The 17,241-nt window shown below is 65.8% G+C and carries 21 protein-coding genes and 1 other RNA gene; 12 read left to right on the top strand and 10 right to left on the bottom strand.

The window, feature by feature from the left end:
- The first annotated feature begins 94 nt into the window (after positions 1–94).
- Positions 95–1,591, top strand: coding sequence for a glycerol-3-phosphate dehydrogenase (glpD, locus tag AC16JP_RS06615; RefSeq protein WP_484339814.1), 1,497 nt, complete (start codon positions 95–97; stop codon positions 1,589–1,591).
- Here glpD and pdxH read toward each other — a convergent pair whose 3' ends face one another.
- Complete coding sequence (pdxH, locus tag AC16JP_RS06610; RefSeq protein WP_484339813.1) at positions 1,592–2,176, bottom strand: pyridoxamine 5'-phosphate oxidase; 585 nt, start codon at positions 2,174–2,176, stop codon at positions 1,592–1,594. It abuts the gene before it with no gap.
- A gap of 109 nt (positions 2,177–2,285) precedes the next feature.
- On the opposite strand from pdxH, the gene AC16JP_RS06605 reads away from it, so the two are divergent.
- The 3 genes from AC16JP_RS06605 to fabI are packed head-to-tail and all read left to right on the top strand — an operon-like array spanning position 2,286 to position 4,928.
- Positions 2,286–3,206 carry a DnaJ C-terminal domain-containing protein gene (locus AC16JP_RS06605; RefSeq protein WP_484339812.1) on the top strand — a complete coding sequence of 307 codons (921 nt, stop codon included), beginning with the start codon at positions 2,286–2,288 and terminating at the stop codon, positions 3,204–3,206.
- Positions 3,203–4,087, top strand: a complete 885-nt coding sequence (locus AC16JP_RS06600; RefSeq protein WP_484339811.1) for a YihY/virulence factor BrkB family protein — start codon at positions 3,203–3,205, stop codon at positions 4,085–4,087. The genes AC16JP_RS06605 and AC16JP_RS06600 overlap by 4 nt, the downstream gene beginning before the upstream one ends.
- Before the next feature lie 37 nt (positions 4,088–4,124).
- Positions 4,125–4,928 carry an enoyl-ACP reductase FabI gene (gene fabI, locus AC16JP_RS06595; RefSeq protein ID WP_484339810.1) on the top strand — a complete coding sequence of 268 codons (804 nt, stop codon included), beginning with the start codon at positions 4,125–4,127 and terminating at the stop codon, positions 4,926–4,928.
- An 18-nt stretch (positions 4,929–4,946) separates the two neighbouring features.
- Here the strand turns inward: fabI and AC16JP_RS06590 are convergent, their stop codons facing one another.
- Both AC16JP_RS06590 and AC16JP_RS06585 read right to left on the bottom strand, forming a co-directional pair.
- Complete coding sequence (locus tag AC16JP_RS06590; RefSeq protein WP_484339809.1) at positions 4,947–5,375, bottom strand: excalibur calcium-binding domain-containing protein; 429 nt, start codon at positions 5,373–5,375, stop codon at positions 4,947–4,949.
- A gap of 34 nt (positions 5,376–5,409) precedes the next feature.
- Positions 5,410–5,871: a hypothetical protein gene (locus tag AC16JP_RS06585; RefSeq protein WP_484339808.1), complete on the bottom strand. Its 462-nt coding sequence runs from the start codon at positions 5,869–5,871 to the stop codon at positions 5,410–5,412.
- A 338-nt stretch (positions 5,872–6,209) separates the two neighbouring features.
- Between AC16JP_RS06585 and aroC the strand changes: the two genes are divergently transcribed.
- Positions 6,210–7,286 (top strand): chorismate synthase, encoded by a 1,077-nt coding sequence (gene aroC, locus AC16JP_RS06580; RefSeq protein ID WP_484339807.1) that lies wholly within the window; start codon positions 6,210–6,212, stop codon positions 7,284–7,286.
- A gap of 18 nt (positions 7,287–7,304) precedes the next feature.
- On the opposite strand, the gene AC16JP_RS06575 is transcribed toward aroC, so the two are convergent.
- Positions 7,305–7,670: a DUF4870 family protein gene (locus AC16JP_RS06575; RefSeq protein ID WP_484339806.1), complete on the bottom strand. Its 366-nt coding sequence runs from the start codon at positions 7,668–7,670 to the stop codon at positions 7,305–7,307.
- 70 nt (positions 7,671–7,740) lie between these two features.
- Between AC16JP_RS06575 and rnpB the strand changes: the two genes are divergently transcribed.
- Together rnpB and ndk are read left to right on the top strand one after the other, a co-directional pair.
- An RNA gene (gene rnpB / locus AC16JP_RS06570) (RNase P RNA component class A) lies at positions 7,741–8,133 on the top strand.
- 93 nt (positions 8,134–8,226) lie between these two features.
- Positions 8,227–8,649, top strand: a complete 423-nt coding sequence (ndk, locus tag AC16JP_RS06565) for a nucleoside-diphosphate kinase (protein ID WP_484339805.1) — start codon at positions 8,227–8,229, stop codon at positions 8,647–8,649.
- A gap of 25 nt (positions 8,650–8,674) precedes the next feature.
- On the opposite strand, the gene AC16JP_RS06560 is transcribed toward ndk, so the two are convergent.
- Positions 8,675–9,265 (bottom strand): HNH endonuclease, encoded by a 591-nt coding sequence (locus AC16JP_RS06560; protein WP_484339827.1) that lies wholly within the window; start codon positions 9,263–9,265, stop codon positions 8,675–8,677.
- Between the two features lie 170 nt (positions 9,266–9,435).
- On the opposite strand from AC16JP_RS06560, the gene gluQRS reads away from it, so the two are divergent.
- The 4 genes from gluQRS to AC16JP_RS06540 all read left to right on the top strand — a co-directional run bounded on the left by gluQRS (position 9,436) and on the right by AC16JP_RS06540 (position 12,017).
- Positions 9,436–10,290, top strand: a complete 855-nt coding sequence (gluQRS, locus tag AC16JP_RS06555; protein WP_484339804.1) for a tRNA glutamyl-Q(34) synthetase GluQRS — start codon at positions 9,436–9,438, stop codon at positions 10,288–10,290.
- A gap of 38 nt (positions 10,291–10,328) precedes the next feature.
- Positions 10,329–10,535: a twin transmembrane helix small protein gene (locus AC16JP_RS06550; protein ID WP_484339803.1), complete on the top strand. Its 207-nt coding sequence runs from the start codon at positions 10,329–10,331 to the stop codon at positions 10,533–10,535.
- Positions 10,535–11,125 carry a cob(I)yrinic acid a,c-diamide adenosyltransferase gene (locus tag AC16JP_RS06545; protein WP_484339802.1) on the top strand — a complete coding sequence of 197 codons (591 nt, stop codon included), beginning with the start codon at positions 10,535–10,537 and terminating at the stop codon, positions 11,123–11,125. Before AC16JP_RS06550 ends, AC16JP_RS06545 begins: the two co-directional genes overlap by 1 nt.
- 64 nt (positions 11,126–11,189) lie before the next feature.
- Positions 11,190–12,017 carry an acyl-CoA thioesterase gene (locus AC16JP_RS06540; RefSeq protein WP_484339801.1) on the top strand — a complete coding sequence of 276 codons (828 nt, stop codon included), beginning with the start codon at positions 11,190–11,192 and terminating at the stop codon, positions 12,015–12,017.
- 22 nt (positions 12,018–12,039) lie between these two features.
- On the opposite strand, the gene AC16JP_RS06535 is transcribed toward AC16JP_RS06540, so the two are convergent.
- Together AC16JP_RS06535 and AC16JP_RS06530 are read right to left on the bottom strand one after the other, a co-directional pair.
- Positions 12,040–13,368: an amidohydrolase gene (locus AC16JP_RS06535; protein ID WP_484339800.1), complete on the bottom strand. Its 1,329-nt coding sequence runs from the start codon at positions 13,366–13,368 to the stop codon at positions 12,040–12,042.
- Between the two features lie 48 nt (positions 13,369–13,416).
- Positions 13,417–13,809, bottom strand: a complete 393-nt coding sequence (locus AC16JP_RS06530) for a metallopeptidase family protein (protein ID WP_484339799.1) — start codon at positions 13,807–13,809, stop codon at positions 13,417–13,419.
- Positions 13,810–13,876: 67 nt separating this feature from the next.
- Here AC16JP_RS06530 and AC16JP_RS06525 point away from each other — a divergent pair, with 67 nt between their 5' ends.
- Complete coding sequence (locus AC16JP_RS06525) at positions 13,877–14,161, top strand: 4a-hydroxytetrahydrobiopterin dehydratase (protein WP_484339798.1); 285 nt, start codon at positions 13,877–13,879, stop codon at positions 14,159–14,161.
- A 46-nt stretch (positions 14,162–14,207) separates the two neighbouring features.
- Here AC16JP_RS06525 and AC16JP_RS06520 read toward each other — a convergent pair whose 3' ends face one another.
- From AC16JP_RS06520 to purH, 3 genes are all read right to left on the bottom strand, one after another.
- A complete protein-coding gene (locus tag AC16JP_RS06520) occupies positions 14,208–14,990 on the bottom strand; it encodes an SDR family NAD(P)-dependent oxidoreductase (protein WP_484339797.1) in 783 nt (260 codons plus the stop codon).
- A gap of 74 nt (positions 14,991–15,064) precedes the next feature.
- Positions 15,065–15,976: a DMT family transporter gene (locus tag AC16JP_RS06515; RefSeq protein WP_484339796.1), complete on the bottom strand. Its 912-nt coding sequence runs from the start codon at positions 15,974–15,976 to the stop codon at positions 15,065–15,067.
- A gap of 13 nt (positions 15,977–15,989) precedes the next feature.
- On the bottom strand, positions 15,990–17,241 hold a 1,252-nt coding region (gene purH / locus AC16JP_RS06510), incomplete at its 5' end, for a bifunctional phosphoribosylaminoimidazolecarboxamide formyltransferase/IMP cyclohydrolase (RefSeq protein WP_484339795.1).

The raw sequence follows: 17,241 nt of genomic DNA, 5'->3' as shown, positions 1-17,241 counted from the left end.
TGTCGCTGCTCTAGCCGAACTGGCCGAGGCCCGCGCCCTGCTGCTTCTGCCAGCGCCCTTTCATGGGCGGCGGCAACGGGCTAGGACGGCCTGTATGGCCTCTGCTGCACCGACACCCGATGATCTGCTGGACCTGCTGGTGATCGGTGGCGGCGTGAACGGCACGGCGGTTGCCCGCGATGCCGCCGGGCGCGGCCTGAAGGTTGCGCTGCTGGAACGCGGCGATCTGGCCGGGGCGACGTCGTCTCAATCCAGCAAGATGGTGCATGGCGGCTTGCGCTATCTCGAGTTTTACGAGTTCGCGCTGGTGCGGAAAGCGCTCGCCGAGCGCGAGGTGATCCTGCGTTCGGCGCCGCACATATCCGGGCCGCAGGCGTTTCTGCTGCCGCTGGAAGCGCATCTGCGCCCGGCATGGATGATCCGCGCGGGCCTGTTCCTGTACGATCATCTCGCCCGCCACCGCGAGGTGCCGAACTCTGAAGCGGTTGATTTGCAGCAGGATGCAGCCGGCCCGGCGTTCGTGCGCAGCCTTACCCGCGCGTTCCGCTATTGGGATGGCACGATCGACGATGCCCGGCTGGTGATCCTCTATGCGCAGGATGCAGCCGCGCGCGGCGCCGATATCCGTCCGCGCGAGGCGGCGATCCTTGCCCGGCGCACCGGGGATGGCTGGGAAGTCACTTCGTCGCGCGGGCGGCGCTATCGCGCGCGCTGGCTGCTGAACTGCACCGGCCCCTGGGCGCAGGATGTCGCCGGCAAGCTGCTGGGTATCGCCGAACCGCCGCGCCTGTCGCTGGTGCAGGGCGCGCACATCATCACCCGCAAGGTGAACCGCACCAACGACGCCTGGACGCTGCAACAGCCCGATGGGCGGATCATCTTCGTCATTCCCTATGAAGGCACGTTCAGCCTGATCGGCACCACCGAAACCCCGGTTGCCGAACCCGGCGGCGCGTTCATCACACCGGCCGAGGAAGCCTATCTGCTGGCGGCGGTGAACCGCAGCCTCGCCCGCCCGCTTGGGCCGCGCGACATCGTGCACCGCTATGCCGGCATACGGCCACTGGTGCTGGAGGAAGGCAAGGACGCGCGCGAAACCACGCGTGACTGGCGGCTGGTGCTGCACGAAGGCGCGCAGGCGATGACGGTCGTCGGCGGCAAGATCACCACCAGCAGGCGGCTGGCCGAAGCGGTGCTGGCCCGCTTGTTCCCCGACAGCAAGGCATGGACACACGACGCCACCCTTCCCGGCGGAGACATGCCGCGCATCACCGGCACCGCCCATCAGGACTATGCCCACTGGCTTGCCGAAGCCAAGGCGCGCCATGCGAACTATGATCCGGCGATCCTCGATCGGATGGGGCGGGTGTTCGGCACCCGTGCCGAAGCCCTGCTGGATGCCGGGCTGGGCGCCAATCTGGGCGGCGTGTTCGAGGCCGAGCTGCAACATATGCGCGACCATGAATGGGCCGTCACCGCCGAGGATGTGCTTTGGCGACGCACCAAACTGGGGCTGCACCTTTCGCGCGAAGCGCAGAAGAATGTTGCCGCCTTCTTCGGCAGCAGGCCGGTTTTTGCGCCGCCGGGCTGATCAGGGATAGAGCAGCGTCAGCGCCCAGCCGCCGGCATCTTTGGTGAACAGCTCGCGCACATGCTGGCGGCCGGGGCGGTCCTCCCAGAACTCGATTTCCTCGGGGCTGAGCCGCCAGCCGCCCCAGTGCGGCGGGCGCGGCACTTCGCCCGGATAGCGCGCCGCCATGTCCGCCAGCCGGGCTTCGAATGTCGAGCGGTGGTCGAGCGGCTGCGATTGCAGCGACGCCCAGGCCGACAACCGGCTTTCGCGCGGGCGGGTTGCGAAATAGGCGTCGCTTGCCGCAGCGCCGATGTGCGCCACCGGCCCGCGCACGCGCACCTGCCGCCGCATGCTCTTCCAGTGAAAATCGAGCGCGGCATGGCCCGCCGCCTGCAACTGCCTGCCCTTGGCGCTTTGGTGGTTGGTGAAGAACACGAAGCCGCCGTCCTCGACCGCTTTCAGCAGCACGATCCTGACATCGGGCCGGGGCCGGCCATCCGGCCCGATTTCCGCCGTCGCCAGCGCGCAGGCGTTGGCATCGTTCACTTCATGCACTTGCGCCTCGGCGAACCAGGCCTCAAACTGCCGAAAAGGGTCTTGCATGGCGTAGCGGTTAGGACGCCAACCCGGCCCTTGCAATGCCGGACTTGCCCCATCCACCGGGGCGGACTATATCCTCTGTGACATTTATGCAACAGGTGGTGCGCGACTGATGGCCGACCTCTATTCCGTTCTGGGTGTTCCGCGCACTGCCGACGCGGCCGCGATCAAGCGCGCCTATCGAAAGCTGGCCAAGCAGCACCACCCCGACAAGAACAAGGACGACAAGGCTGCCGCCGAACGCTTCAAGCAGGTCACGGCGGCCTATGACATCCTTTCCGACGACAAGCGCCGTGGCGCCTATGATCGCGGCGAAATCGACGAACAGGGAAATCCGAAATTCACCGGTTTTCAGGGTGGCGGCTTTCATCCGGGCGGCGGCTTTCGTGGTGCGCATCCGGGCGCCCGCCCCGGCGCGGGCGCGCAGGCGGGCGGTTTCGACTTCGACTTCGCCGGAGAGGCCGACGACCTGTTCTCGCAACTGTTCGGCGGGCGGGGTGCGCGTGGTGGCCGTGGCGGCTTCCGGCAGCCTCCGGCGCGGGGCGCGGATGTGGGGTATCGGCTGTCGGTGCCGTTCGCCGATGCTGCGCTTGCGCGGACGGTCAGGCTGACCTTGCAGGACGGCAAGACCATCGACCTGAGCATTCCGCGCGGCGTAGAGGACGGGCGCAAGCTCAGGCTGGCCGGCAAGGGCGCCGCCGGGCCTGCCGGGCCGGGCGACGCGATCGTCACCATCGCCATCCAGCCCGACAGCCGCTTCACCCGCGACCACGACGACATCCGCACCGAAATCCTGATTCCGCTGGAAACGGCAGTGCTGGGCGGCCGTCAGCGCGTGCCCACCCCCGACGGCGACGTCGAGCTTGCGGTTGCCCCCGGCACGGGTTCCGGCAAGGTGATGCGGATCAAGGGCCGTGGCTGGACGCTTCCAGACGGCAGCCGTGGCAACCTGCTGGCGCGCGTGCTGGTGGATGTGCCTGCCGCCGACACCGGCCTTGCCGATTTCCTGCGCGGCCGGGTGAAGGCGGGATGACGGCGGAGGCGCCGGCCGGGGGCTGGTTTGGCCTTGCCCGGCGCTGGCCGCGCGCGATTGCGATTCTGCGCCGGGTCGTCGGGCGCTCGCTTCGCGACGGCTACATCCACGCGGGCAACATCGCCTACCTCAGTCTGGTGACGCTGCTGCCGCTCAGCATCCTGATCACCGCCGTTACGGTGGCTTTCGGCCAGACCGACGCCGGGCGCTATGCGATCGAAGGCGTGTTGCGGGCACTGCCCGACAATATCGCCGCCCTGTTCGTGCCCGTGATCGACGAAGTGCTGAAAGCGCGCACCGGCAATCTGCTGTGGATCGGCGGCGCGGTTGCACTGTGGACCGTCACCACATTTCTGGAAACGCTGCGCGACATCACCCATCGCGCCCTTGGTGTGGAACCGGAACGCCATTTCCTTGAATATCGGTTGCAGTCGCTTGCGGGCACGCTGGTTGCGATCCTGCTGGCGCTGGCCACCTTCCTGTTGCAGGTGGTGATGGTGGTGGTGGTGCACCAGGTCGAGCGGCTGCTGCCGCAGGCGATGGAACTGCCCGGCTGGATCGACTGGTCGCGCCTGTTGTCGCCCCTGGTGCTGTTTCTGTCGCTCTGGGCGCTGCTGAAGCTTCTTACGCCGCCTGCTTTTCGCAAGGACGCCACCTGGCCCGGCGCACTGGTGACAACCATCGTCTGGGCGCTGGCGTCGTTGCTGATCGGTCCGACTTTTTCCACCTTCAGCCACTTCGGCCTTACCTATGGGGCACTTTCGGGGGTGATGCTGGCGCTTTTGTTCTTTTATGCTGTCGGTTTCGCGCTGGTGTTGGGGGTGGAACTGAATGCGGCCCTGGCCGACAAGGATTGCATGCCCGGTTCCCGTGGCCAATGAAAACCGTTAGAGGCAGGCCGACCACAAGACGGAGACGATGATGGGTCTGATGAAGGGGAAGCGCGGGCTGGTCATGGGCGTCGCCAATGATCGTTCGCTTGCCTGGGGCATCGCGCAGAAGCTGGCGGCCGAAGGTGCGGAACTCGCGTTCAGCTATCAGGGCGAAGCGCTGGAAAAGCGGGTGCGCCCGCTGGCGGAATCGCTTGGTTCATCCCGCCTGTTCGATTGCGATGTTGCATCCGACGAATCGCTCGATGCGCTGTTCGCTGGCCTCGCCCGCGAATGGCCGAAGATCGATTTTCTGGTTCATGCCATCGGCTTTTCCGACAAGAACGAACTGCGCGGCCCTTATGCCGACACCAGCCGCGCCAACTTTCTGATGTCGATGGATATTTCCGTTTACAGCTTTACCGCTGCCGCCCGCCGCGCAGCCGCCATGATGAACGACGGCGGCTCGATGCTGACGCTTACCTATTATGGCGCCGAAAAGGTGGTGCCGCATTACAATGTGATGGGGGTGGCGAAGGCCGCGCTGGAAGCCAGCGTGAAATATCTGGCCGTCGATTTCGGGCGCCGGGCGATCCGCGTGAACGCCATTTCGGCCGGCCCTGCGAAAACGCTGGCCGCCAGCGGCATCGGCGACTTCCGCTACATCCTGAAGTGGAACGAACTGAACGCGCCGCTGAAGCGCAACACCACGCTGGAAGATGTGGGCGGTGCCGCAGCCTATCTGCTATCGGATCTGGCGTCGGGCACCACGGGCGAAAACCTGCACGTTGATGGCGGCTATCATGTGGTCGGCATGAAAGCCGAAGACGCGCCGGATATCGCGCTGGCCTGACGTTCCTGGCCCTGACGTTCAGCGGAAAATGCGCCCCGGATATGGCTCGCAGGCGATGCCGTCATTGTCTGCGTCCAGCCCCGGTCGGTATCCTGCCTTTCCAAACCGCATGGACCCGTAGCCCGCCGCCTCTGCCTCTGCGCACGAGCCGAATCTGGGGGGCCATTCGTTGGAGGATGACCATTCCGCTGCTGCTGTCGCTCCCTTCGGACTAGGGAATCCGGGGCGCAATTCGCGGGAGGATGACCATTCGCGGGACGCTGCCCGCGCGCTGTCGACAATGTCACTGTCTACCGGCTCCACCGGCCCGGTGATGTTGTCGACCGAGCGCGCATCCACAAGGCTGCCATCGCGAAATTCGAGGACATAGGCCGATTGTGCCGACGCGGATGGTGTCCAGAATAATCCGACGCAAACGAGTGTTATGAACGGACGGGGAATAGCCATGGCGCCCTTCCTCGATGACACTGCCGTTGGGGCCTCAGTTGACGACGATTGCCTGTTGGGTTGCAGGAGGGCGCACCAGCATCGGCACGTCGCTCTCGACCCAGCCTGTCATGCGGGTGCCGGGCGGAAGGGTGGCGCTTTTGCCTGTCACGAACGGCGCGACGGGCCACAGCAACAGCGCAGCGGCGACGACGCCTGCGGTGCCGCCCGAGCCTTCGTCGTTTGCGGTTCCGGTCAGGCTGATGCTGTGCTTCCCGACGCGAACGGACAGCACCCTTGCTTCGATCTTGCCTGATTTGCCGAACATTCCCTTCTTGTCGATTCGCGTTACTTCACCGGTGCCAGGTGTTCCGGCACGAATGACGGTCACGCCATCAACGACGACATCTTCAGCAACCCTGAGCGGAATCCGGTCGCCGACGCGGGCAACCTTTGACGAGACTTCACGCTCGGTGGTCGTGTAAACGGCCGTTCCCTGCAACAGGGTAGCGCTCACCAACTGTTGTGCAGCGGGTTCTTGTACTGGTGCAGGAACCAAGGATTGCGCGGCAGCGGGCGTAGGCGCGGTATAGTGCCCCTTGGCCACAGGGGCTGACGCTCGTTTGGACTGCGTCACGCTCATGACATAACCATCTTGCGCGTGGGCGGGAACGGCAGCCAAAGCTGCTGCGGATATTGCTACAACTGCACGCATGAACGAACTTTCTTATTCTTGTTTTGTCGTTGCTACCAAAAATTCTTATTTTTACTGGATTGTCAACCCCGCATCGTGCAAAACGCATGCCGCACCGAAGTGATTGCCAAAGGCGCAGGGGTCGGCCATTCGGCTTTGCCATGTCGTACAACAGCTTTGGCCACCTTTTCCGTTTCACCACCTGGGGCGAATCGCACGGGCCTGCGCTTGGTGCGGTCGTCGATGGATGTCCGCCGGGGCTGCTGCTGTCCGAGGCGCTGATCCAGCCGTTTCTCGACCGGCGGCGGCCGGGGCAATCGCGCTTCACCACACAGCGGCAGGAACCGGATACCGTCGAAATCCTGTCGGGCGTGTATGAAGGGCGCACCACCGGCACACCGATCAGCCTGCTGATTCGCAATACCGATCAGCGGTCGAAGGATTATTCCGAAGTCGCGCAGAAATACCGGCCTGGTCACGCCGACTATGCCTATGACGCAAAATACGGCCTGCGCGATCCGCGCGGCGGCGGGCGCTCGTCGGCGCGGGAAACGGCGGCGCGCGTGGCGGCGGGTGCCGTCGCGCGGGTGGTGCTGGGCGATGCGATCAGCATTCGCGGCTATCTGGTGGAACTTGGCGGAGACCGGATCGACCGCAACAGCTTTGACATCGCGGAAATCGACCGCAACCCCTTCTTCTGCCCCGATGCCGCCGCCGCCACGCGCTGGGAAGTGATGCTCGATGCCGCGCGAAAGGCGGGTTCCTCGCTGGGCGCCGTGGTCGAGGTGGTTGCCGATGGCGTGCCGGCCGGCTGGGGGGCGCCGATCTACCACAAGCTGGATGGTCAGCTTGCGGCGGCGATGATGTCGGTCAATGCGGTGAAGGGGGTGGAAATCGGCGACGGTTTCGCAGCGGCCCGCCTGCGCGGCGAGGAAAACGCCGATCGCATGCGCCCCGGCCCGGATGGCCAGCCGCTGTTCCTGTCGAACCATGCGGGCGGGGTGGCGGGCGGCATCTCTACCGGGCAGCCGGTGGTTGCGCGCCTTGCGCTGAAACCCACCAGTTCGATCCTGACGCCGGTTGAAACAATCACGCGCGACGGCGAGGCAACCGAAGTGGTGACGAAAGGCCGCCACGACCCGTGCGTAGGGATTCGGGCGGCGCCGGTGGCCGAAGCGATGATGGCGCTGGTGCTGGCCGATGCGAAACTGATGCACCGGGGCCAGACCGGCCGCTGATCGGCACCCGGCGGCGGCTCAGACCAGCCAGGTTTCCGGATTCGGGATGGGCCGTTCGTGCTGGGCGGCAACCAGCGCCTTGATCGTGCGCACCAGAAACCAGATCGACACCAGCGGGAACAGCACCCACGCCAGCAGGCCAAGCGTCACGATCGTGCCGATGACGGCGATCACCGTCCAGACGACGCCGATCCAGAAGCTGCGGATGTGGAATGCGAAATGGCTTGCCATCCATTCGTCGTGCGGTTCCCCCTTCCAGATATAGGCGACAATCAGGCCGATCAGCGCCGATATGCCGGTCAGGAAGCCGCCCAGATACAGCAGACAGATGATGGTCGGCCGGTTCATGTCGAAGCTGTTCGGCTTGGTCTGGTCGTCGGCCATTGCGGTTTTCCCTTGCGATTGCGGCATGCAGCTTGACCTTTTGTCCCCAGCTGCACAAGAAACATTCGTGCCAGAGGTCCGGGCGACCGCGGGTCCGTTTTTCGGGTTCGAGGAAAGTCCGGGCTCCACGGATCGACGGTGGCGGGTAACGCCCGCCGGGGGCGACCCCAGGGAAAGTGCCACAGAAAGCAGACCGCCGCCCGGGCGTTTCACGCTGGCGGCAAGGTCGAAAGGGTGCGGCAAGAGCGCACCGCGCGTCTGGTAACAGGCGTGGCAGGGCAAACCCCACCGGGAGCAAGACCGAATAGGCGCGGCGCGGCTTCTGCTTTCGGGCAGGGCCAGGCCTGATCCGGCCGAGCCGCGCGGGTTGGTTGCTGGAGGTGCGTGGCGACACGCATCCAAGAGGAATGGTCGCCGGGGGTGAAAACCCTCACAGAACCCGGCTTACAGGACCTCTGGCGCGCAGACACGCAATGCGGCGGGCGCTCTTGTGCGGTGCAGCGCGTTTCGCTAAAGCGCGCCGCACTTTTCTTCCCCCTTTTTCAGGACACGACACATGGCCGTCAGCCGCACTTTCTCGATCATCAAGCCCGATGCCACCCGCCGCAACATCACCGGCAAGGTGACGGCGATGCTGGAAGGCGCGGGCCTGCGCGTCGTCGCCTCGAAGCGTATCCGCATGACCAAAGAACAGGCCGAAGGCTTTTACGGCGTGCATCGCGAACGACCCTTCTTCAACGATCTCGTGGCGTTCATGATGTCCGGCCCGGTGGTGGTGCAGGTGCTCGAGGGTGAGGACGCGGTCGCCGCAAATCGCCGGGTGATGGGCGCAACCAACCCGGAAAACGCCGAACCCGGCACCATCCGCCGCGAACTCGCCGAATCGATCGAAGCCAATTCGGTGCATGGTTCCGATTCCGACGAGAACGCAGCGACCGAGATCGCCTTCTTCTTCCGCCCGGAAGAAATCGTCGGCTGATCCACCCGCGCGCCCTACGGCGCGTTCAGGCTTCCAGCTCGACGTTCCAGTAAAGATAGTCGCGCCAGCTCTCGTGGCAGTGATGCGGCGGGAAGGCGCGACCGTTTTCATGCAGATGGTGCGCCGTCGGCCGGAACGGCGGCTGGTGCAGGTGCATATGCGCCTGCGTCGGCGTGCGCCCGCCCTTTTTCAGGTTGCAGGGCGCACAGGCGGTGGTCACGTTGGCCCATGTGGTGCGCCCGCCCTGCGATCGCGGCACCACATGATCGAAGGTAAGTTCGTGCGTGTCGCCGCAATATTGGCAGGAAAAGCGGTCGCGCAGGAACAGGTTGAAGCGGGTGAAGGCGGGGTTTGCCGTCGGCTTCACATAGGATCGCAGCGCCACCACCGAAGGCAGCCGCATGGCGAAGCTGGGGGCGTGGATTTCCCGTTCATAACAGGCGACCACATCGACCCGTTCGAGGAAGCAGGCTTTCACCGCATCCTGCCACGACCAGAGCGACAGCGGATAATAGCTGAGCGGAGTATAGTCGGCGTTCAGCACCAGCGCCGGGCAGGCGTCGGTATGCACCGGCGATTCGTGCGGCCTGCCATCAAGGACGTTCGGATGATACATGGCCATGCCCCCCTTTCGTGAAGCGGGCTTGTGTGCCAACCATCCCTGTCGCACTTCAGGCAGGGCGGAATCACGCCTGCTCGTCAGTCGGCGTCCCTGATACCAGAGGCAGTATGGCGCTGCCAAGATGGCACCAGATATTGTCCTCTCTGGCGGAGATATTTCGCACAATGCCCATCGTGACCCGTTTCGCGCCATCGCCGACCGGGTTGCTGCATCTGGGGCACGGCTATTCGGCGGTGCTGGGCCGGCGGCTTGCGGCGGCAGGTGGCAGATGGCTCGTCCGCATCGAGGACATCGACAGTGGCCGATGCAGGTCGGCGTTCGCTGCCGCCATCGCCGACGATCTCGGCTGGCTGGGGCTTGTCCCGGACGGGGCGGTGCTGCTGCAATCCACCCGCCGCGAGGCGCACGCGGGCGCCCTTGCCGAATTGCAGGCGATGGGCCTGACCTACCCCTGTTTCTGCACCCGCGCCGACATTGCCGCAGCCGCCACTGCGCCACATGGGATGGCGGCCGCATATCCCGGCACCTGCCGCGATATTCCGGCAAGCCTCGCCGCCGAACGGGCAGCGGAAGCACCGCACGCAATCCGCCTGAACGCCCGGCGCGCGCTCGCTGTCACCGGCCCGCTGAACTATACCGAAGGCACATCGGGCGCGCGGGCGGCCGATCCGCTGGTTGCAGGCGACGTGGTGCTTGCCCGGCGCGACATCGGTGTCGGCTATATGCTGGCGGCGGTCGTCGATGATGCCTTCCAGCAGGTGACGGATGTCGTCCGCGGGCGCGATCTTGTGGACGCAACGCCGACCCAGCGACTGTTGCAGGAACTGCTGGGCTATCCGGCGCCGCGCTATCATCATCACCGGCTGTTGCTGGCCGCCGATGGCCGCCGTCTCGCCAAGCGCGATTCTGCTGAAACGCTGGCGACCCTGCGTGAACGCGGGGTCGATGGCGTGACGCTTGCGGCGCGGCTGGCGAACCTGCCGCCCGACGGGCCAGACCTTTGTTTTCCTGTGAAATGAAGTCTGGCGTTCAGCAGGGCGGCTGCTAGAAAAGGCTTATGCAATCGGGTCTGCTCTTTCTAGTCATGCTGGGCGCCGCAGCCACGGTGTGGGTTCTGGCGCAGGGCATCATCAACATGGCGCGCGGCAAGGACATAACCGGCGTCCGGTCGAACCGGCTGATGACGGCGCGGGTGATCTTGCAGGCGATCACCATCGTCATCATTCTGTTCGTCATCGGCGGCCGCAGCGTGTCGGGGGGCTGATGGTCAGGCTGAACAAGATCTATACCCGCACCGGAGACGACGGCACGACCGGTCTCGTCGGACAGGACCGGGTGGCGAAAGACCATGTACGTGTCGCGACATATGGCACCATCGACGAGGCGAATTCCTGCCTGGGGATCGCGCGCCTGTATGCCAAGGATGCCGCGCTGGCGATGATATCGCGCATCCAGAACGACCTGTTCGACGTAGGCGCCGACGTTGCAACCCCCGGCGAGGATTTCCGCCCCGGCGCGCCGCAGCCGGAATGGCCGCCGCTGCGTGCGGTGCAATCGCAGGTCGACCGGCTGGAGGCCGAGATCGACCACATGAACGCCGATCTGGCGCATCTGAAAAGCTTCATCCTGCCGGGCGGAACGCCGCTTTCCGCGCACCTGCACATGGCCCGCACCATCGTCCGCCGTGCCGAGCGCGAGGCTGTGACGGCCGCCGCCACGCAGGCGGTGAACCCGGTGGCGATCGCCTATCTGAACCGCCTATCGGATCATCTGTTCGTGATGGCGCGCCACGCCAACCGCGCGGAAACCGGCGGCGAGGGTGACATCCTCTGGGTGCCTGCCGCCAACCGCTGAACCTCTGCCCCCTCTCTCAACATCGGGGTGCCAAACCGTGGCAGGGCCGATAGGAACATCGGTCATGTGGATCGATCTCAAGCCTGCCTCGCCGACCAGTTTCACCCTCGACATTGCGCCACGGATCGCCGTTGGCCCACCCGACAATCTGTTCATGTTCGGCGGCGTCGGCCTTGGCGCCAGCCTGCGCGCACTTGAGCAGGTGACGGGACGTCCCGTCGTCTGGGCGACGGCGCAGTATGAAAGCTATGCCCGCCCCGGAGAGACGGTCACGTTTGCGGTCGACGAACGGGTGCGCGGCCACCAGGTAAGCCAGGCTCGTGTCAGCGCGACGGTCGGCAGCCGCGAAGTGCTGAGCGTGGCGGCGGCGCTGGGCCGCCGCGATGTGGATGCGGGCGGCCAGTGGACGCTGGCGCCGCAAGTGCCGCCCCCGGCAGAGTGCCGCCCCCGCGAACTGTGGCAAGGCCGCCATCCCGACGACATCCACAGCCGTATCGAGTTTCGTGTGGCGAAAGGGTTCATGCATGGCCCGCGGCGCGGCAACGCCCCGCACGGGCAAGGCGTGCCGGGCGATGGGCATGTGGTGATGTGGGCGCGGCCCAACCCCGAACTGCTGGGGTCGGATTACGCAATCGACGCGGGTTTCGTCGCCGTCGTCGCCGATTATGTTCCCTCGGGCGTCGGGGTGGCGCTGGGGCGGGAAGCAGGCGGCAACAGCCTTGATAATTCAATCCGGTTCCACCGCATGGTGAAAACCGGCTGGCTGCTGTGCGACGTGCAGATTCACGGCATCGCCAACGGCTTCGCCCACGGCCGCATGCACATATTCGCCGAAAGCGGCGAACTGATCGCAACCGCGAGCCAAAGCCTGATCCTGCGCCTGCGCGACTGACGCCGCAGCGTCAGCCGGGCTTTCAGGATTTCGGTTTTGCCAGCAGTTCCAGCACGGCGGCCGTCAAGGTGGCAGAGCCGGTTTTCACAGCGCCTTCACCATCGACCTTGAACAGCGGTGAGTGGTGGCCGGCAACCGGCGGCCCGCCGGCCTTCGCTGCGTCGAGGTCGGCCTTCGGAGTTCCGCCGACGTTGTAATAAAGGCCCTTTGCCCCGCCTTCGACGAGGAACGGGAAATCTTCCGAGCCCATGCCGTCGCGCGGGACGTCCCACAATATGGCCGGGCCGAAATCGCGTGACAGGCTGGTGCGGATGCGGCGGGTCAGTTCGCTGTCGTTGATGTTGGGCAACGCGCGTTCGTCCTCGCGGATGTGGACGGTCGGCATCCGGTCGGCGGGCAGGCCCCATTTCGCGCCGACGCCCGCCGCCAGCCGCTTGATGGCGGCCATCAGCGCGTTGCGGGTTTCAAGGTCGTCCGAGCGCACCGTGACCGACAGTTCCGCCTTGTCCGAGATGATGTTGTGCTTCGAGCCGGAATGGAACGCGCCGACGGTGATGACCGCAGGCTTCAGCGGCGAGATCTCGCGGCCGATGATCCCTTGCAGGCCCTGCACGATGTCGGAGGCGATGAACACCGGATCCTTGCCCAGATGCGGGCTTGCGCCATGCGTGCCGACGCCCGGCACCACGATGTCGATGGTGTCGGCGGCGGAATAGGTGACACCTTCGGCGACGTTCACGGTGCCGGTGGGCATTCCGGCGCCCACGTGCCACCCCAGCACATAGTCCGGTGTGCCGAACCGCTTGTAGAGGCCGTCCTGCATCATCGCCTTGGCGCCGCCGACGATTTCTTCGGCAGGCTGGCCGATGAAGATGACGGTGCCCGCCCAGTCGGCCTTGCGGGCTGCAAGCTGCCGCGCCGTCGAGATGAGGCCGGTCATGTGGGTGTCGTGGCCGCAGGCGTGCATGACCGGCTGCTCGATTCCGCTGCGGTCTTTCTGGCGGACTTTCGACGCATTGGCGAGGCCGGACTTTTCCTCGACCGGCAGGCCGTCCATGTCGGCGCGCAGCAGGATCACAGGGCCGGGGCCGTTCTTCAGCACGCCGACGACGCCGGTGCCGCCGACATTTTCCGTCACCTGCATGCCCGGCACTGCGCGCAGTTCGGCGGCCATGCGCTTTGCGGTATTGGTTTCGACGAAGCTGAGTTCCGGGTTGCGGTGGAACCAGTCGAACAGGGTGGCGAGGTGGGCCTTCCAGTCGGCGTCGATCGCCTGTGCCAGTGCCTTGGCGTCGGCGGCCATCGATGGCGTGGCGGTGGCCAGCAGAAGCCCGGTGACGATTGCGCGCATGCTGTGATCCTTTCCCAATCCTTGCCGGGTTTAAAAACTGCGGCCCGATCAGTCCAGCCCTGCTTCGATTGCCTCCATGTCATCGTCGGACAGGCCGAAGTGATGTCCGACTTCATGCACGAGAACGTGCGTGACAATCCGTTCCAGACTGTCGGCGCCGTACATCCATTCGTCGAGAATCGGCCGGCGATAGAGAAAGATGACCGGTGGCAGCGCACCGGAAAGATCGCCGCCCGGATCGCCGACATGGTGGCCCCAATAGAGACCGAGGATGTCGAACGGGCTTTCGAGCTCCATCGCCTGCATCACTTCGTCGTCGGGGAAATCCTCGATCTTCAGGACGACATTGCCGAGATGCCGGCGGAACAGGTCGGGCAGTTGCTCGACTGCCTCCTGTGCGAGTAGTTCGATATCGCGAAGCGTGGGGGCGTGCAGGGCCATCCGCCCGGATTAGGGCAACTTGCGGCCGGATGGAATCACCCGATCACGCACAGGAAAGGCAAGGCCGATGGAAAAAAAGCTGGGGCAGGATGAACGCGATGCGCTGGCGAACGTGCTGCCGGGCTGGCGGCTGGAGGGCGAAGTGCTGCGGCGCAGCTTCCGGTTCGACGATTTCGGGCAGGCCTTCGCATTCATGACGCAGGTGGCGCTATATGCCGAACGGCACGACCATCACCCTGAATGGTCGAACGTGTGGAACCGGGTGGAGATCGCCCTGACAACGCACGATGCCGGCGGGCTGACTTCGCGCGATGTTGCAATGGCGCGGTCGATCGACGCGATGGCCGGCTGAGCCGATGCCGCCCCGGCGCGACGGCCGGGGCAGCACCGGCGATAGATCAGCGCGGCGCCATGCGGATTGCGCCGTCGAGGCGCACGTCCTCGCCGTTGAAATAGCTGTTGCGGCACATTTCGATGGCAAGGCCCGCATATTCCTCGGGCGCGCCGAGGCGCTTGGGGAAGGGCACCGACGCGGCAAGCGCGGCCTTCACATTGTCGGGCGCGCCCTGCAGCAGCGGGGTGTTGAAAATGCCGGGCAGGATGGTGTTGACGCGGATTCCCTCGGACGCGAGGTCGCGGGCGATCGGCAGCGTCATGCCGACGACGCCGCCCTTCGAGGCGGAATAGGCGGCCTGGCCGATCTGGCCGTCCTCGGCGGCGACCGACGCCGTGTTCACGATGGCGCCACGTTCGCCATATTCACCGATCGGCGGCAGCGACAGCATTCCGGCCGCCGATTTGGCGATGCAGCGGAAGGTGCCGACGAGGTTGATCTGGATGATCATGTTGAAGGCATCCAGCGGGAAATGCTTGATTTCGCCGGTCTCCTTGGAACGGCTGGCCGTTTTGGCGGCGTTACCGGTGCCGGCGCAGTTCACCAGAATCCGTTCCTGCCCGATCGCTGCGCGCGCCTTGGCGAAGCCGGCGTCGACCGATGCGTCGTCGGTGACGTTCACATGGCAGAACACGCCGCCGATTTCGCTGGCGACTGCTTCGCCCTTCTCGGCGTTCATGTCGAAGATGGCGACCTTCACGCCTTCTGATGCGAGCTTGCGGGCGGTTGCAGCGCCAAGCCCCGATGCGCCACCGGTGACAACCGCCGAAAGACCTTGCAGTTCCATGTTCGCTTCTCCTTGCGGGATGGGTTTCACCGATGCTTTACGCGGCGTGCGCGGCGCGCCCATTGCCAAACTTGTCAGGTATCGGCGGCGTTATCGCCGCTGTCGGCGGCGGCGGCCCGTGCACGCTGCCTTGCCAGCGCCTGTTCCCTGAGCGCCAGCACCACCCCCGCCACCAGAATGACACCGCCGCCCGCCAGCGTCATCATGTCGTAGCGTTCACCGAAAATCAGCACGCCCGCCAGCGTGATCAGGCAGAAGCGTACGAAATCGAATGGAATGACGGCGCTCGCGTCGGCAAGGCTGAGCGCGCGGGCAAGCCCGAGCTGCCCGATCGCCGCGCAGGCGCCCAGCGCCGCCAGCACAGGCAGCAGACCGGCACTGGGCCACGACCACCAGGGCAGCGCCAGCAGTATCGAGACCGGCGTGATCAGGATGAACGTCCACAAGGTAACCGCCCTCGGGTCGTCGATGCCTGTCAGCGCCTTGATCGCCAGATAGGAAAAGGCCGTCGCCAGCGCCGAGACGATCGCAGCATAGAGGCCGGCCGACATCGGCAGCGCGCCCGGCCGCAGCACCATCAGCATGCCGACGAACCCCGCGACCAGCGCCGCACCGCGCACCCAGCGCACCTTTTCGCCCAGGAACAGCATCGCCCCCAGCGTTGCGAAGAACGGCGCGGTGTAGTTGATCGCCAGCACATTGGCGAGCGGCGCGCTGGAGACAGCATAGAAGGTGGCGAACGTAGCGATGACGCCCGATGTCGCGCGTTGCAGGTGGTTTCGATAGCGGCTGAACCGGATGAGGCCGGGGTTCGCCAGCCACATCGGCAGCAGAAACAGCAGGCCGACCAGATTGCGCCAGACCGCAATCGCAAACGGGTGCAGTTCCGCCGACGCCAGCCGGATCATGATCCAGAGGGCGGCGAAGGCAAAACAGCTCGCCACCATCCACAGCGCAGCGCGCAGGTTCGGCGGGAGCGACTGCACCGCTTGTTCGCGCCTAGTGGTTGAAGTGCCTGAGGCCGGTGAAGGCCATCGCCAGACCGCGCTCGTCGGCGGCGGCGATCACTTCCGCGTCGCGGACCGAGCCGCCCGGCTGGATCACCGCAGTCGCGCCCGCATCGGCTGCGGCCAGCAGGCCGTCGGCGAACGGGAAGAAGGCATCCGAAGCGACCGCGCTGCCGACCGTCCGGGATGCCGCCCAACCGGCGGCTTCGGCGGCGTCGCGCGCTTTCCATGCGGCGATGCGGGCGCTGTCGAGTCTGCTCATCTGGCCGGCGCCGATGCCGGCGGTTGCGCCATCTTTCGCATAGACGATGGCGTTCGACTTCACATGCTTCGCCACCGTCCACGCAAAGGCCATGTCGGCCAGTTCGGCGGCGGTCGGCTGGCGCTTCGTCACGATCTTCAGTTCGCCTGCAAGAAGATTGTCGCGCGATTGCACCAGAAACCCGCCCGAAACGGTTTTCAGCACCAGACCGGGCCGCGCCGGATCGGGAAGCGGTGCCAGCAGCAGCCGCAGGTTGGGTTTTTTCGCGACCACCGCGCGCGCCGCTTCATCGGCGCCGGGGGCGATGATGACTTCGGTGAACAGCTCGGTGATGACGCGCGCGGTTTCCTCGTCGAGCGGGCGATTGAGGGCGATGATGCCGCCAAAGGCCGAGACAGGGTCGCAGGCTTTCGCCGCGCGGTAGGCGTCGGCGATGCTGGCGGCGCTGGCGACGCCGCAGGGGTTGGCATGCTTGATGATGGCAACGGTCGGCGCGGCGTCGCGGAATTCCGCGATCAGGTTCAGTGCGCCGTCGGCGTCGCCGATATTATTGTAGGAAAGCGCCTTGCCCTGCACCAGTTCGGCGCCTGCAAGGCCCGACGGCACCGCCTGCGCCGCATAGAGCGCGGCTTGCTGGTGCGGATTTTCGCCGTAGCGCAGTTCCGCGACGCGCCGCGCCGCAACCGGCAGCACGGCCGGAAAGATTTCGCCCTGGTCGGCGAACGCGAACCAGCTTGCAATCGCGGCGTCATAGGCGGCGGTTGCCTGGAACGCCTTGGCGGCAAGCCGCCGGCGGGTATTCAGCGACAGTCCGCCCGCCGCCAGCTCATCGGCCAGTCCGGCATAGTCGGCGGCGTCGGTCACACAGGCGACGAAGCCATGGTTCTTGGCGGCCGAGCGCACCATCGACGGGCCGCCGATGTCGATGTTTTCGATGATGTCGGGCCGGGGCGCGCCCTTGGCGACGGTTGCCTCGAACGGG

Source organism: Sandaracinobacteroides sp. (assembly GCF_057137845.1).
This window is presented reverse-complemented; position numbering and strand designations above follow the sequence as displayed.